The organism is Xanthomonas dyei, from assembly GCF_002939865.1.
Lineage (GTDB): Bacteria > Pseudomonadota > Gammaproteobacteria > Xanthomonadales > Xanthomonadaceae > Xanthomonas > Xanthomonas dyei.
In genome coordinates this window covers 18,204-32,377 of sequence record NZ_MDEE01000013.1, presented here as the reverse complement: position 1 = coordinate 32,377, position 14,174 = coordinate 18,204, and the positions used below count along the sequence as shown (strand labels likewise).

Annotated in this window: 13 protein-coding genes and 1 pseudogene; 5 read left to right on the top strand and 9 right to left on the bottom strand. The window is 64.2% G+C overall.

The window, feature by feature from the left end; genetic code table 11:
* Positions 1 to 36 precede the first annotated feature (36 nt).
* The gene (locus XdyCFBP7245_RS10565) at positions 37 to 699 is read right to left on the bottom strand and encodes a CDP-alcohol phosphatidyltransferase family protein (RefSeq protein WP_211287677.1); all 663 of its coding nucleotides are present in this window, start codon (positions 697 to 699) and stop codon (positions 37 to 39) included.
* An 83-nt stretch (positions 700 to 782) separates the two neighbouring features.
* Between XdyCFBP7245_RS10565 and XdyCFBP7245_RS10560 the strand changes: the two genes are divergently transcribed.
* Positions 783 to 1,541: a 3-hydroxybutyrate dehydrogenase gene (locus XdyCFBP7245_RS10560; protein WP_104615621.1), complete on the top strand. Its 759-nt coding sequence runs from the start codon at positions 783 to 785 to the stop codon at positions 1,539 to 1,541.
* A gap of 221 nt (positions 1,542 to 1,762) precedes the next feature.
* On the opposite strand, the gene XdyCFBP7245_RS10555 is transcribed toward XdyCFBP7245_RS10560, so the two are convergent.
* The 3 genes from XdyCFBP7245_RS10555 to ppsR all read right to left on the bottom strand — a co-directional run bounded on the left by XdyCFBP7245_RS10555 (position 1,763) and on the right by ppsR (position 4,002).
* Entirely contained in the window at positions 1,763 to 2,251 is a 489-nt protein-coding gene (locus tag XdyCFBP7245_RS10555) for an NUDIX hydrolase (RefSeq protein WP_104615620.1), read from the bottom strand.
* A gap of 217 nt (positions 2,252 to 2,468) precedes the next feature.
* Positions 2,469 to 2,978 carry a DUF1249 domain-containing protein gene (locus XdyCFBP7245_RS10550; RefSeq protein ID WP_104615619.1) on the bottom strand — a complete coding sequence of 170 codons (510 nt, stop codon included), beginning with the start codon at positions 2,976 to 2,978 and terminating at the stop codon, positions 2,469 to 2,471.
* Between the two features lie 202 nt (positions 2,979 to 3,180).
* Positions 3,181 to 4,002 (bottom strand): posphoenolpyruvate synthetase regulatory kinase/phosphorylase PpsR, encoded by an 822-nt coding sequence (ppsR, locus tag XdyCFBP7245_RS10545; protein WP_104615680.1) that lies wholly within the window; start codon positions 4,000 to 4,002, stop codon positions 3,181 to 3,183.
* A 142-nt stretch (positions 4,003 to 4,144) separates the two neighbouring features.
* Between ppsR and ppsA the strand changes: the two genes are divergently transcribed.
* Together ppsA and XdyCFBP7245_RS10535 are read left to right on the top strand one after the other, a co-directional pair.
* Positions 4,145 to 6,523, top strand: coding sequence for a phosphoenolpyruvate synthase (ppsA, locus tag XdyCFBP7245_RS10540; protein ID WP_104615618.1), 2,379 nt, complete (start codon positions 4,145 to 4,147; stop codon positions 6,521 to 6,523).
* Positions 6,523 to 7,488, top strand: a complete 966-nt coding sequence (locus XdyCFBP7245_RS10535) for a mechanosensitive ion channel family protein (RefSeq protein WP_104615617.1) — start codon at positions 6,523 to 6,525, stop codon at positions 7,486 to 7,488. Before ppsA ends, XdyCFBP7245_RS10535 begins: the two co-directional genes overlap by 1 nt.
* 171 nt (positions 7,489 to 7,659) lie before the next feature.
* Here the strand turns inward: XdyCFBP7245_RS10535 and orn are convergent, their stop codons facing one another.
* The 3 genes from orn to mntR all read right to left on the bottom strand — a co-directional run bounded on the left by orn (position 7,660) and on the right by mntR (position 9,295).
* A complete protein-coding gene (orn, locus tag XdyCFBP7245_RS10530; RefSeq protein ID WP_104615616.1) occupies positions 7,660 to 8,244 on the bottom strand; it encodes an oligoribonuclease in 585 nt (194 codons plus the stop codon).
* A 71-nt stretch (positions 8,245 to 8,315) separates the two neighbouring features.
* The gene (gene tadA, locus XdyCFBP7245_RS10525) at positions 8,316 to 8,771 is read right to left on the bottom strand and encodes a tRNA adenosine(34) deaminase TadA (RefSeq protein WP_211287682.1); all 456 of its coding nucleotides are present in this window, start codon (positions 8,769 to 8,771) and stop codon (positions 8,316 to 8,318) included.
* A gap of 56 nt (positions 8,772 to 8,827) precedes the next feature.
* Complete coding sequence (gene mntR / locus XdyCFBP7245_RS10520) at positions 8,828 to 9,295, bottom strand: manganese-binding transcriptional regulator MntR (RefSeq protein ID WP_039424111.1); 468 nt, start codon at positions 9,293 to 9,295, stop codon at positions 8,828 to 8,830.
* Between the two features lie 145 nt (positions 9,296 to 9,440).
* On the opposite strand from mntR, the gene XdyCFBP7245_RS10515 reads away from it, so the two are divergent.
* Positions 9,441 to 10,775 carry an Nramp family divalent metal transporter gene (locus tag XdyCFBP7245_RS10515; RefSeq protein ID WP_104615614.1) on the top strand — a complete coding sequence of 445 codons (1,335 nt, stop codon included), beginning with the start codon at positions 9,441 to 9,443 and terminating at the stop codon, positions 10,773 to 10,775.
* 528 nt (positions 10,776 to 11,303) lie between these two features.
* Positions 11,304 to 12,128 carry an alpha/beta fold hydrolase gene (locus XdyCFBP7245_RS10510; protein ID WP_104615679.1) on the top strand — a complete coding sequence of 275 codons (825 nt, stop codon included), beginning with the start codon at positions 11,304 to 11,306 and terminating at the stop codon, positions 12,126 to 12,128.
* Positions 12,129 to 12,194: 66 nt separating this feature from the next.
* On the opposite strand, the pseudogene XdyCFBP7245_RS24490 reads toward XdyCFBP7245_RS10510, so the two are convergent.
* Positions 12,195 to 12,275, bottom strand: a pseudogene (locus tag XdyCFBP7245_RS24490) (xapx domain-containing protein); the annotation flags it as partial.
* 249 nt (positions 12,276 to 12,524) lie between these two features.
* The gene (locus XdyCFBP7245_RS10495; RefSeq protein WP_104615612.1) at positions 12,525 to 14,153 is read right to left on the bottom strand and encodes an MFS transporter; all 1,629 of its coding nucleotides are present in this window, start codon (positions 14,151 to 14,153) and stop codon (positions 12,525 to 12,527) included.
* Positions 14,154 to 14,174 lie beyond the last annotated feature (21 nt).

The window sequence follows — 14,174 nt, the reverse complement described above, 5'->3', positions numbered from 1 at the left end:
CCAAGCCATCCTACCGCGTGTGACTCAGCGTGCCGCTCAGGGCTTGGGGATCCGCAACGTCTTGCTGATCATCAGCGAGCCGGAGATGGCGAACAGCAGCACCAGCGGGTGAAACTGCCACGGCCCGAGCTGCCACTGGCTCCACCACAGGGTCTGCCCGATATGGCCGCTGCTGGCGGCGACCGCGAGCAGGATCACCAGCACCAGGCTGGTCGGAATCGGCGTGCCTTCGAAGTACGGCACCTTGTCGGCTTCGCCGGCGATCTCTTCGGCGGTGACGTTGTAGCGTGCCAGCCGGCTCACGCCGCAGCAGACGAAATAGCTCAGGACCAGCCAGTCCCAGCCGCCACGCATGCCGCAGGCATAACCCAGCGCCGCCGGCGCCACACCGAAGGAAATCACGTCGGCCAGCGAATCCAGCTCGCGACCCAGGGTGGAAGACGCCTTGCGCCAACGCGCGACGTGCCCGTCCAGCGCATCGAACACGAACGCCAACGGGATCAGCGCCATACCCAGCAACAGGTCCCCACTGTGTCCTTCCTGCAGGAACCGCATCGCCGCGAACACTGCCCCAGTACCGCAGAAGGCATTGGCCAGCGTGAACCAGTCCGCAAGTTGGAAATCGCGCAGCATCGAAAAATGGCGTTTCATGCGGAACCTGATCAGAGCGAGGTGCGAAGGGTAACGCGCGCGCGCCATGCAGGCGACCGTTTGCCCGTCCTCCGCTAGGCTGGCGATCAGCGTGGCCGCTCCCGGCTGCGCATCACAGTGAAGGACACCCGATGCGCAGCATCCTGATCACGGGCGCGGGCAGCGGCATTGGCGCCGGCATCGCCACCCACCTGGCAAGCGACGGCCACCATTTGCTGGTCAGCGACATGGACCTGGCCGCCGCCGAGCACACGGCCCAGCGCGTGCGCGACGCCGGCGGCTCGGCCGAAGCACTGGTGCTGGATGTCACCGACGACGACAGCATTGCGCACGCGCTGGCCGGCGCCTCGCAGCCGCCGCAAGTGCTGGTGAACAACGCCGGCTTGCAGCAGGTCGCCGCGCTGGAAGACTTCCCGATGCAGCGCTGGGCCCTGCTGGTCGACGTCATGCTGACCGGCGCTGCGCGACTCAGCCGTGCCGTACTGCCGAGCATGCGCGCGGCAGGCTACGGGCGCATCGTCAATATCGGCAGCATCCATTCGTTGGTCGCCAGCCCCTATAAGAGCGCGTATGTGGCGGCCAAGCATGGCCTGGTCGGCCTGGCCAAGGTCATCGCACTGGAAACCGCCGATTGCGACATCACCGTCAACACGCTGTGCCCCAGCTATGTGCGCACGCCATTGGTGGAGCGCCAGATCGCCGACCAGGCGCGCACGCGCGGCATTGCCGAAGAGGCGGTGATCCGCGATGTGATGCTCAAGCCGATGCCCAAGGGCGCCTTCATCGAGTACGACGAGCTGGCTGGCACGGTGGCGTTCCTGATGTCGCATGCGGCACGCAACATCACCGGGCAATCCATCGCCATCGATGGCGGCTGGACCGCCCAATAATCGCACTGGCGAAATTTTGACCAGCCGGTGCGAGCGCGTTGCGCCGCAGGCGGCTTGCGGACTTGTCCACAGACTTGCGCAGCGTCCATCCACAGGGGATGTGGAAAACTGTGCGGGCAATCTCGCTTGACTGAGTGCGGAGATGGCCGACAGCACGAGTGAGCCGGACGAGTGCGGCTTGGCATGCCGGCGGCCCGGAGCGCGGCCCGCACGCCAGCGGATCAGACGCGCGAATAGCTCCACGATTGCATGCGCCCGTCGCGATACGGCATCACCCCATGAAAGGGGCGCGGGTCGCCATCGAACACCAGCGGCAGGAAGTTGCGGTCGCCCTCCCACATCGGCACCTGATCCATCTGCGCGAGAGGCACCCACTCCAGCGTGCCTTCCGGGTTGGAGGTTTGGGGCGTGCCATCGAAGCTGCGGATCAGGAACACGAAGCCCAGCCAGTCCTCGCCCTGCTTGCCGAACCCGGGCCAGCTGATGGTGCCGCGCAATTGCATGTCGCCGCACGCGACGCCGGCTTCTTCGCAAATCTCGCGGCGCATGCAGGCCAGCACGTCTTCGTGCGGCTCCACCTTGCCACCGAGCCCGTTGTACTTGCCCAGGTGTTGATCGCCGGGGCGGGCATTGCGGTGGATCATCAGCACCTGCGTGCCGTCGGGCGACAACAGATAGCCAAGCGTGGCGACAATCGGGGTATAGGGCATGGCGCGCGATCTGCAACGAAGCGCATCAGTATGACCGATGACATGCGTCTAGCGTGGTGGCTAGCGGTGATTGGGCGCTATGCGGTCGTGCCTTGAACGACTCCGGTGAACGGTGCGCCAAGCCATCGGCAAGTTCCACCCACATGCCGGTCACTGGCCATTTCTGGCTAACAGCCGCGCTCGCTAACGATGCGCACGCGCCATCTACCTACTGCACTTAACCGACAACCACCTGCGGGCTGGGCCGCGGCGGCGCAACGTAGTCGGTGTCCAGCCGCAGGGTGGCGACGCCATGGCCGCGTTCGGCCAGGTACTCCAGCCACTTGCCCAGGAAGGTATTCATGCGCATGCGGTGACTGATCAGCTCGGCCGGCGGCGGGAACATCCCCATCACGTCCTGCCAGCGACGGCCCACATAGCAATGCGTGGTCTCGGCCTGGCGCGCATCGCGGTACAGACGCACATACGCAGACGGATCCGGCTCACCGGTCACCGGGTCGCACAGGTCGTAGGTCAGGCGCAGCTCGACGGTGTAGCGATGGCATTCGATCACGTCCAGCCGCAGGTTCAGCCCATCGCCGATCGACGACACATACGAGCCAGGCGCCAGATCGGCCGGCGCGAACAGCCGGGTGAGATGCTGGAAGTTTTCTGCGTACAACCCCATCAGCCAGCCGAACCGGCTCAGGCGGGGGATGATCTCGAGTTTGCTCAATGCTTGGGCCATGCGCCGATCCTACACGCTGCGCTGCCGCACGGGCAGCATTGACGAGGGCCCAATGGCAGGCCTACCTTGGCGGAGCCCTGCCCCGCCCGCTTGATTTTTCTTGGGCTGCCAGCAAGCCGTCAGCCGCGTCGCGGCAGCTCCCCGGATTGTGGACGCGCCGCTTGCTTGCCCGATCCCGAATCCCGCCCGGCGAATCCCGGCCTCAAAACATCTCGCGCTGCAGCCCCAAGGTCGACAACACCTTGCTGGAGATTTCTTCGATCGAGGTGTTGGTGGTGCTCAGCGTGGGGATGCGCTCCATCTGGAACATGCGCTCGGCGGTTGCGACCTCGCGGCGGCAGGTTTCTGCCGCGCTGTAGCGCGAGTTGGCGCGGCGCTCCTGACGGATCTGCTGTAACCGTTCCGGATCGATGGTCAGGCCGAACAACTTGTTGCGGTAGTTGCGCAACCGCGGCGGCAACCGTTCGCTTTCCAGATCTTCTTCGGTCAACGGATAGTTGGCGGCGCGAATGCCGTAATGCAAGGCCAGGTAGATGCAGGTGGGCGTCTTGCCCGCCCGCGACACCGCCACCAGGATCACGTCGGCCTCGTCGTAGTTGAGCGCGATGCCGTCGTCGTGACTCAGCGCGAAGTTCATCGCATTGATGCGGCGGTGGTAAGTCTCGAAATCGACCATGCCGTGCGCACGGCCCACGCGCGAGTGTCGCGGCGCGTTGAGCTCGCGCTCCAGCGGCTCGATGAAGGGCGCGAACACATCCAGCATCAGCGCACCGCTTTCGGCCAGGATCATGCTCAGCTGCGGATCGACGCACGAATTGACCACCACCGGGCGCACTTGGTAACGCTCGCCGGCAGCGCGCACCCGCATCGCGGCGTCGCGCGCTTTTTCTGCATCATCAATGAACGACATGCGGTCTGTGACGAAGTTGAAACCGCTGAACTGGGTGAGCAGGCTATGCCCAATCGTTTCAGCGGTGATACCGGTTCCATCAGAGACGTAAAACACCGGCCGGATTGTTGACATCAAGACCACCTCTTTGAACTAGTGTCCAAAACTTACGGGTTCATGCTTGTGCAGGTTCCGCTGTGCACTGCATCATAGCGGCTTCTTCCTACGGTCGCGGCCATTCAGCCCGCTCGGGCGATGGCCTTACGGAGCATCGCGCTTGAACGAGAATATCCTGTGGTTGCATGAGCTACGCCTGGTCGATCTGGCCCGCGTAGGCGGTAAAAATTCCTCGCTCGGCGAGATGATCGGCAACTTGGCCGGGTTGGGCGTTTCGGTTCCCGGTGGATATGCGACCACTGCCGAAGCATTCAAGGACTTCATCGCGCACAACGATCTGTCCAAGCGGATTTTCGACAAGCTCGCAACGCTGGACGTCGAAGACGTCACCGCCCTCACTGCGGCCGGCAAGGAAATTCGCGGCTGGGTGATCGATGCGCCGTTGCAGCCGGAACTGGACCGCGACATCCGCACCGCTTACGAACAGCTGTGCGCAGAGAACGGCGGCGGCGACATCGCCGTGGCGGTGCGTTCTTCTGCGACTGCGGAAGACCTGCCGGACGCCTCCTTCGCAGGCCAGCAGGAAACCTTCCTCAATGTGACCGGCGCCGACGATGTCGTGCACAAGGTCAAGGAAGTGTTCGCTAGCCTCTACAACGACCGCGCGATTGCGTACCGCGTACACCATGGCTTCAAGCACGAGGACGTGTTCCTGTCGGCAGGCGTGCAGCTGATGGTGCGCTCGGGCGTCGGCGCGGCCGGCGTGTTGTTCACGCTGGACACCGAGTCCGGCTTCCGCGATGTGGTGTTCGTCACCTCCAGCTTCGGCCTGGGCGAAATGGTCGTGCAGGGCGCGGTCAATCCCGACGAGTTCTACGTCTACAAGCCCACGCTCACGGCAGGCAAGCCGGCGATCCTGCGTCGCTCGCTCGGCAGCAAGGCGATCCGCATGGTCTATTCGGATGTGCCCGGCGAGCGCGTACGCACCGAAGACACCCCGGTGGAGCTGCGCAATACCTTCTCGATCAGCGACGAAGATGTGCAGGAGCTTTCCAAGCAGGCGCTGGTGATCGAAAAGCATTACGGCCGCCCGATGGACATCGAGTGGGCCAAGGACGGCGTGAGCGGCAAGTTGTTCATCGTGCAGGCGCGCCCGGAAACGGTGAAGTCGCGCAGCCATGCCACCCAGATCGAGCGCTTCTCGCTCGATGCCAAGGACGCCAAGATCCTGGTCGAAGGCCGCGCGGTCGGCGCCAAGATCGGTAGCGGCGTCGCGCGGGTGGTGCGCTCGCTGGAGGACATGAACCGCGTGCAGGCGGGCGACGTGTTGATCGCGGACATGACCGACCCGGATTGGGAGCCGGTGATGAAGCGTGCATCGGCGATCGTGACCAACCGTGGCGGCCGTACCTGCCACGCGGCGATCATCGCGCGCGAGCTCGGCGTGCCGGCCGTGGTCGGCTCGGGTAACGCCACCGACATGATCAGCGACGGTCAGGAAGTGACGGTGAGCTGCGCCGAAGGCGATACCGGCTTTATCTACGACGGCCTGCTGCCGTTCGAGCGCACCACCACCGACCTGGGCAACATGCCGCCGGCCCCGCTCAAGATCATGATGAACGTGGCCAACCCGGAGCGCGCCTTCGACTTCGGTCAGCTGCCCAACGCCGGCATCGGCCTGGCGCGCCTGGAGATGATCATCGCCGCGCACATCGGCATCCACCCGAACGCGCTGCTGGAGTACGACAAGCAGGATGCCGACGTCCGCAAGAAGATCGACGCCAAGATTGCCGGCTACGGCGACCCGGTGAGCTTCTACATCAACCGTCTGGCCGAAGGCATCGCCACGCTGACCGCCTCGGTGGCGCCGCACACGGTGATCGTGCGGTTGTCGGACTTCAAGTCCAACGAGTACGCCAACCTGATCGGCGGCGCGCGTTACGAGCCGCACGAAGAGAACCCGATGATCGGCTTCCGCGGCGCCAGCCGGTATGTCGACCCGTCCTTCACCAAGGCGTTCTCGCTGGAGTGCAAGGCGGTGTTGAAGGTGCGCAACGAGATGGGCCTGGACAATCTCTGGGTGATGATCCCGTTCGTGCGCACGCTGGAAGAAGGCCGCAAGGTCATCGAGGTGCTGGAGCAGAACGGACTCAAGCAGGGCGAGAACGGGCTGAAGATCATCATGATGTGCGAGCTGCCGTCCAACGCGCTGCTGGCAGATGAATTCCTGGAGATCTTCGACGGCTTCTCGATCGGCTCCAACGATCTGACCCAGCTGACCTTGGGCCTGGACCGCGATTCGTCGATTGTGGCGCATCTGTTCGACGAGCGGAACCCAGCGGTCAAGAAGCTGCTGTCGATGGCGATCAAGTCGGCGCGCGCCAAGGGCAAGTACGTGGGCATCTGCGGCCAGGGGCCGTCGGATCACCCGGAACTGGCCGAGTGGTTGATGCAGGAAGGGATCGAGTCGGTGTCGTTGAATCCCGACACCGTGGTCGATACCTGGCTGCGTCTGGCCAAGCTCAAGAGCGAGAGCTGATGGGACTGTTGGGTGCAGTGATGGCAGCAGCTGCGGGAGCAGCTGCTGCCAAACCGGCGGCGACAGCAACTGCAGAGCCGGCGTTCAACTGGGCAAAGATCCCGTGGGCGCAATACGCGTTGAACTGGGGGGTGGCGCTGCTGATCGTGGTGGTCGGCATGTGGCTGGCCAAGCAACTCAGCCAGTGGCTGCATCGTGCATTGACCCGTGCACGCATCGAAATCACGTTGACCAACTTCCTGCGTAATGTGATGTATGCATTGCTGCTGGTGTTGGTGTTCGTCAGCGCGTTGAGCCAGATCGGCGTACCGCCGACCTCGTTGATTGCGGTGCTCGGTGCGGCGGGCCTGGCAGTCGGTCTGGCGTTGAAGGACTCGCTGTCCAACATCGCCGCCGGCGTCATGCTGATCGTGCTGCGGCCGATGCGCGATGGCGACCATGTGGCGATCGCGGGCCAGGAAGGCATCGTGGACGAGATCCGGATCTTCCAGACCCGTCTGCGGACCTTCGACGAGCGCATGATCACCCTGCCCAACAGCACCATCACCACGGCGCCCATCATCAACTACAGCACCCTGCCCAACCGCCGCCTGGAAGTGACAGTGGGCGTGGGTTACCAGGATGATCTGAAAAAAGCGCAGCAGTTGTTGCTGCAGATCGCCAAGGACAATCCGAACGTCCTGGATTCACCCGCACCGTTCGTGCAGGTGACCAACCTGGGCGAGAGCACGGTGGATCTGATGTTGTTCGCTTACGCCACCAATGGCAATTTTGGTGCAGCCAAGAGCAGCACGCTGGAGCAAATCCGCAACCAGCTGCTGGAAAACGGGCTCAACATTCCGTACCCGCAGCGCGACCTGCATGTTTATCACCACGATGCCGATGGCAAGCCGATCTCGGATCTGTTGCGCAAGGGCATCGCCGACGACGGCGACCTGACCAAGGGGCCGCCGTTGGCACGCTGAGCTTGTCCATCATCTGTAAAAAGCAAAAGGCCGCATCAAAAGATGCGGCCGTTATGTTGTGTCACCGCGCGCTGCGATGTTCCTGCGATTGCGACGGTTGCCTTGGCGCCTTGGCGCTGGCGCGACGGACTGCCGACGCGCGAAACACATTGCGTGGTTGGTTCTGCAGGATCAGCCCTGGGCGCCGAGCTCGGTATCACCGCCCAGCGCGCCCATGAACTGGCGGTAGTGACGCAGTTCGTCGATGGAATCGCGTACATCGCTGAGCGCAGTGTGCGCCGAGCTCTTTGCGAATCCGTTGGCCACCGTCGGTGCCCAGCGGCGCGCCAGCTCCTTGATGGTGGACACATCGAGATTGCGGTAGTGGAAATAGCGCTCCAGGCGCGACATCTGGCGGTGCAGGAAGCGGCGATCCTGGCAGATCGAGTTGCCGCACATCGGCGAGGCGCCGGCACGGATCCATTCGCCCAGAAACGCCACCGTCTGCGCTTCGGCCTGAGCATGGGTGACCTGGCTGTCGAGTACCCGCTGCCACAGGCCAGAGCGCCGATGCTGGTTGCGGTTCCACTCGTCCATCGCTTCCAGCGTGGCCAGCGGATGGGCGATGGCCAGTTCCGGGCCTTCGGCAAGCACGTTCAACTGCGCATCGGTCACGATGGTGGCGATCTCGATAATCGAATCGCGATCGGTATCCAGGCCGGTCATTTCCAGATCGATCCAGATCAGTCGGTCGTTGCCCGCAACGTTGTCTGCCATATCACCGTCCTGTGGAGGCCGTTGCCGGCCGGGGTACTGAAAGGGCGCGCATCATACCGCGGCCATGCCGCTCAGGGTACGAGCGGCGGCTTGCCACGCTTGGCACGAAAGTAATTGGTGAGCCGCAGGCTTGCCTCTGCCGCCAGCACGCCGCCTGCCGTCTGCACGCGGTGGTTGTGACGCGGGTCGGCCAATAGGTCGAAAACACTGCCGCAGGCGCCGGTCTTGGGGTCGCTGGCGGCGAACACCACGCGTGCGATGCGCGCGTGGATCATGGCCATGGCGCACATCGCGCACGGCTCCAGGGTGACGTACAGGGTGCAACCGATCAGGCGGTGATTGGCAAGACGGCGTCCGCCTTCGCGCATGGCCATGATCTCGGCATGCGCGCTGGGGTCGTGACTGGCGATGTTGTAGTTCCAGCCCTCGCCCAGCACGTTGCCATCGGCATCGATCAACACCGCGCCAACCGGGATTTCGTCATAGTCGCGCTCGGCACGCTCGGCCAGTTGCAGGGCGTGCTGCATCCAGCGCGTATCGATGGCCGCCTGCGGCGCATCGACCAGCGGTGTGGCCGGCACACTCACTTCGCCAGGCCGCCCTGGCGATCGAGAAACGCGGCGAATGCGGCAACGGTCGCCTCGCTGACATGGTGTTCGATGCCTTCCGCATCGCGACGCGCGGTGGCTTCGTCGATGCCCAGTGCAAGCAGGAAGCGCTCGACGATCTGATGCCGCTGCCGACTGGAAGCCGCCAACGCCTCCCCGGCCGGGGTCAGAAACACACCGCGGTACGGGCGCTGCACGACCCAGCCGTCGCGGACCAGGCGCTTGAGCATCTTGGCCACGGTGGGCTGAGCCACGCCCAGGCGCGCGGCGATATCGACCTGCCGCGCTTCGCCGCCGTCGACCAATAGATCGGAGATCAGTTCCACATAGTCCTCGACCAGCTCGGCACGGCGCGCTTCGCGCACCTGGCGGAAGCTCTCCATATGCACCTGCGCATCGATCAGGGACGGCGTCGCCGCCTCCAGCTTTTCGCTCTTGCCCACCCGCATCCTCGTCGTCGCGTCCGGCATCGGTGCCGGGGTACGTAGTGTGAAGCACGCAGCCGATCAATACGATTGAGTTTGCCAATGCTCAACAGCATAGTACTTGCTATATTATCCGTCTGACCGCCCTCGCTGCCTGCCTTGCATGTCCACCGACACCCTCCCCCCTGCGCGTTCTCCCGCGTCCACCAACGGCGGGCTAGGCGACCATCACGCCAGTGTGGCCGTGCCCAAGAACGGCCATTGGTGGTTCCGGTTGCTGGCCTTTCTGGGCCCCGGCTACATGGTGTCGGTGGGCTACATGGACCCGGGCAACTGGGCCACCGATCTGGCAGGCGGCTCGCAGTTCGGCTACCTGCTGCTGTCGGTGATCCTGTTGTCCAACATCATGGCGATCGTGTTGCAGAGCCTGTCGGCACGGCTGGGCATCGCCACCGGGCTGGATCTGGCGCAGGCCTGCCGTGCGCGCTACCCACGAGGCGTGAACCTGGCGCTGTGGGGACTGTGCGAGCTGGCGATCATCGCCTGCGATCTTGCCGAAGTGATCGGCACCGCAATCGCGTTGAAGTTGTTGTTCGGCATTCCGCTGACCGTGGGCGCGATCATCACTGCGATCGATGTGGTGCTGGTGCTGTTGCTGATGAATCGCGGCTTCCGGGCGCTGGAAGCGTTTGTGATGGCGTTGCTGCTGATCATCTTCGTTTGCTTCGGTATCCAGATCGCCTTGGCGGCTCCGCCGATCGCCGCAGTGCTGGGCGGCTTCATTCCGCGTGCGCAAGTGGTCACCGACCCGCAGGCGCTGTACCTGGCCATCGGCATCATCGGCGCCACGGTGATGCCGCATAACCTGTATTTGCATTCGTCGATCGTGCAGACGCGCGCCTACCCGCGCGATGACGCCGGACGCCGCTCGGCGCTGCGTTGGGCCGTCACCGACAGCACCGTTGCGTTGATGTTCGCGTTGTTCATCAACGCGTCGATTCTGATTCTGGCCGCAGCGGTGTTTCATGCGCAGGGCCGCACCGATGTGCAAGAGATCGAACAGGCGCATGCCTTGCTCGCGCCGATGCTGGGCGGGGGATTGGCTTCGACCCTGTTTGCGGTCGCCCTGCTCGCTTCGGGCGTCAACTCGACGGTCACCGCGACGTTGGCCGGGCAGATCGTGATGGAAGGCTTCCTGCAATTGCGCTTGCCACCGTGGCTGCGCCGCTTGCTCACCCGCGGTATCGCCATCGTGCCCGTCGTTGTGGTGACCTGGTTGTATGGCGAGGCCGGCACCGCGCGGCTGTTGGTGCTGAGCCAGGTGGTGCTGTCGATGCAATTGCCGTTTGCGGTGATTCCGCTGGTGCGTTTTGTCTCGGACCGAACCCTGATGGGCGCGCTGGTGGCGCCGGCCTGGCTGGTACGCCTGGCCTGGGTGATTGCGGCGGTGATCGTGGTCTTGAATGGCAAGCTGCTGTGGGACACCGCACTGCACTGAACAGCGGGCGCGACATGTCTGGTCGATGCAATGCTGCGTCATCGTGCGTTGCAGAGCCCGATATCGATGCACGCGGACGCGTCGCGCAGCACCGCGATTCGACAAAATTGCGCTTGTAGTGCGGGCAGATCCACAACGTTGGATCGGCTACAACAAACAATCTGATCCGCAGCGTTGCCGATAACGTTTGTAGAGCGCACGCAGATGCAATCTGCAATGCGACGTAGGCGGTCTACTGTTCGCATGCACCGGCACGCCCGTGGCCCGCCTCGCGCTGCGCGGCGCGGTCGCGCGCCAGCATGATGCGCATCGCATCGTGCCACTGGCCGGGCTGCATGCCCCTCGCCCCCAGGAGTGTTTATGGATCCGTTCGAGGCGCATCCGGCCGACGCCGGACGCCGCAGCTTTCTCATCACCGGCACCGTTGCCGTGGCAGCGTTGTCGTTGCCCGCGTTCGCCACTGCCGCACCTCCCGCACGCGCCCCCGCTTCCACCCCACCCCACTCGTCCACTCACGGAGTCAACCCGATGTCCAATTTCGTCAAACGTCCCGACGGCGCCAACATTTTCTACAAGGATTGGGGCAAGGGCCAGCCAGTCGTCTTCGCACATGGCTGGCCGCTCAGCGCCGATGCCTGGGACCCGCAAATGCTGTTCATGGGTCAGCACGGGTATCGCGTGATCGCGCACGACCGCCGCAGCCATGGCCGTTCGTCGCAGACCTGGGACGGTAACAACATGGACACCTACGCCGACGATCTGGCCGCCGTGATCGACGCGCTGGACCTGAAGGACGCGATCCTGGTCGGCCATTCCACCGGCGGTGGCGAAGTGGCGCATTACGTCGGCCGCCATGGCAGCAAGCGCGTGGCCAAGGTGGTGTTGGTCGGCGCGGTGCCGCCGCAGATGGTCAAGAGCCCGACCAATCCCGGTGGCCTGCCGATGAGCGTGTTCGACGGCATCCGCGACGGCGTTGCCAAGGACCGCTCGCAGTTCTATCAGGACCTGACCACGCCGTTCTTCGGCGCCAACCGTGACGGCAACAAGGTCACCCAAGGCATGCGCGATTCGTTCTGGCTGCAGGGCATGCTGGGCGGCCACAAGGGCCAGTACGACTGCATCAAGGAATTCTCCGAGGTCGATTACACCGCCGACCTGAAGAAGATCGATGTGCCGGCGCTGGTGGTGCATGGCGACGACGACCAGATCGTGCCGATCGATGCCTCGGGCAAGTTGTCGGCCAAGATCATCAAGAACGCCGAACTGAAGATCTACGCTGGCGCGCCGCACGGGTTAACCGTCACCCACGCCGATCAGTTCAACAAGGATCTGCTGGCCTTCGCCAAGAGCTGATTCTTGCGTCAATGCATAAGACAAAGGCCGGCTCGTGAGAGTCGGCCTTTTGTGTTGGTAAGCGTGGATGCGTGGCGGTGCCGGCAAGTCCAGGTCAAGCAATCGGCAGCCAATGCCGATCAGCAACGCAAGCGATACGCCGACCAGTGCAAGACTTTTGCATCGCCCTGCCCTACCCGACCGTGCGGCAAGTCGGGCCGCTGCAAGGAATGCGATTGCACGCAGTCCGCCTGGCGAGAAAGTGTTCCAGCAATGCATCTGCGCAGGTCATCGCAAGCACCTGCAAGGTGCCCACAACCGCGGTAGCTGCGGGCGACGGAATTTCCGCCGCTCGCAGCCCAGATCGATGGCCTTGTCAGTGCCAGGCCGATCATGTGTATCGCGCTGATGAAGTTCTCAGATATCCGAATGCGCATGCGGCGGCAAGGCCACACCGCCGCCGCCGACGAAATGACGGACCAACGGTGCGCGTTCGCCTTGATGCAGTGCGCGAATCTGCTCCTGCAGCTGGCGGTCGTCGCCGGTGACTCGCTCGTGCTGGCGCAGATGTTCCAGCCACGAGGCGACGATGAAGTATTCCAGTTGCACGCCAGGTGTTGCGGCGTCTTCGGCGATTCCCCAGACCACCGCACCATCGCGACGCCGTGCGTTGCCCAGTTGCGTCATCAACTGCAAAAAAGTGACGCGTGCGTCGGCGGCGATGCGGTATTCGACCGTCACCAGCACCGGGCCGCGATCGTGTTCGACCGCATCCGATTGCGCCGGCGCAGGCCAGTGCCCGCCGGGGGCAAGGTCCAGCTGCTCGGTGCCGGCAATACGTGCACGCTTGACCAGCAACGCCGCGATCACCGCACCAACGGCAGCGATCTGTAGGGCGGTCGCGATCGAAGTGCGCTGCGCCAACGCGCCCCAGACCAGCGAACCGGTCGCCATGCCCGCAGAAAACACCACGATGTAGAGCGACAACGCACGCGCGCGCACCCAGGCAGGCACCGCCGTTTGCGCGGCAATCTGCAAGGACGACAGCACGGTGATCCACGCCAGGCCGTTGACCACCATCACCACGCACAGCACACCGACCTGACGCGACAACGCCAACCCCAGCAACGACACCGCGCACACGAGGGTGGCCACAAATACCAGCAGATCACGGTCGTAGCGCGCGCGCAGGCGTGGCAACAGCAACGCGCCACTGATCGCCCCGATGCCGATGCAGCCCAGCAACACGCCATAACTGCCGGCACCCAGCTGCATGTCGCGACGGACCACCAACGGCAGCAACGCAGTCAATGCGCTGGCGAACAGGAAGAACCCGGCGGCCTTGATCAGCACCGCCTGCAGGCGCCCGGCGCGCGCGGCATAGCGCAGGCCCGCACGCAGGCCGGCGCCGAAGCTCTCCGGCGGCAATGCGGACGCATGCACATCGCGACGCCAACGCCACAACACCAGCAGCATCAATCCGAAGGTCACGCCGTTGAGCAGAAATGCCCACGGCGGCCCGAATTGCGCCACGATCAAACCGCCAACCGCCGGGCCGATCGAGCGGGCGATGTTCATGCCGATCGAATTGAGCGCCACCGCCGAGGCCAACATCGGCCGCGGCACCAGTTCCGACACGATCGCCGCCTGAGCCGGCATCGCCATCGCCGCGCCCATACCCATCGCAAAGGTCAATGCCACCAGTACCCAAGGGGTGAGCAACTGCAGATGCGACAGTAAGGCCAACGCGCCGGCCACCAGCAGCATCCAGCCTTGCGTCAGCATCAGGTAGCGACGGCGGTCGACGATGTCGGCCAGCGTGCCGGCCACCAGCGCGAACAACACCACTGGCAAGGTGGTGGCCGATTGCACCGCCGCCACCATCAACGGCGAGCCGGTCTGTTCGGCCATCACCCAGGACGCGGCGACATCGTTGATCCAGGTGCCGATGTTGCTGCCTAAAATGGCCAGCCATAACGCACGAAAGATCGGCTCGCGCAGCGGCGCCCAGGCACCGCCATCGGCGGGTGCGGCAGAAGAAGTCATCGCGGCAAAGCTCCAGTTGAC

Bases quoted from the DNA above. Each gene is read 5' to 3' on its own strand.
- XdyCFBP7245_RS10550 (WP_104615619.1), bottom strand. From the start codon at position 2,978: ATGGCCCAAGCATTGAGCAAACTCGAGATCATCCCCCGCCTGAGCCGG.
- XdyCFBP7245_RS10555 (WP_104615620.1), bottom strand. From the start codon at position 2,251: ATGCCCTATACCCCGATTGTCGCCACGCTTGGCTATCTGTTGTCGCCC.
- XdyCFBP7245_RS10565 (WP_211287677.1), bottom strand. From the start codon at position 699: ATGGCGCGCGCGCGTTACCCTTCGCACCTCGCTCTGATCAGGTTCCGC.
- XdyCFBP7245_RS10560 (WP_104615621.1), top strand. From the start codon at position 783: ATGCGCAGCATCCTGATCACGGGCGCGGGCAGCGGCATTGGCGCCGGC.
- tadA (WP_211287682.1), bottom strand. From the start codon at position 8,771: ATGCAGCACGCCCTGCAACTGGCCGAGCGTGCCGAGCGCGACTATGAC.
- XdyCFBP7245_RS10535 (WP_104615617.1), top strand. From the start codon at position 6,523: ATGGGACTGTTGGGTGCAGTGATGGCAGCAGCTGCGGGAGCAGCTGCT.
- XdyCFBP7245_RS10495 (WP_104615612.1), bottom strand. From the start codon at position 14,153: ATGACTTCTTCTGCCGCACCCGCCGATGGCGGTGCCTGGGCGCCGCTG.
- ppsR (WP_104615680.1), bottom strand. From the start codon at position 4,002: ATGTCAACAATCCGGCCGGTGTTTTACGTCTCTGATGGAACCGGTATC.
- orn (WP_104615616.1), bottom strand. From the start codon at position 8,244: ATGGCAGACAACGTTGCGGGCAACGACCGACTGATCTGGATCGATCTG.
- XdyCFBP7245_RS10515 (WP_104615614.1), top strand. From the start codon at position 9,441: ATGTCCACCGACACCCTCCCCCCTGCGCGTTCTCCCGCGTCCACCAAC.
- XdyCFBP7245_RS10510 (WP_104615679.1), top strand. From the start codon at position 11,304: ATGTCCAATTTCGTCAAACGTCCCGACGGCGCCAACATTTTCTACAAG.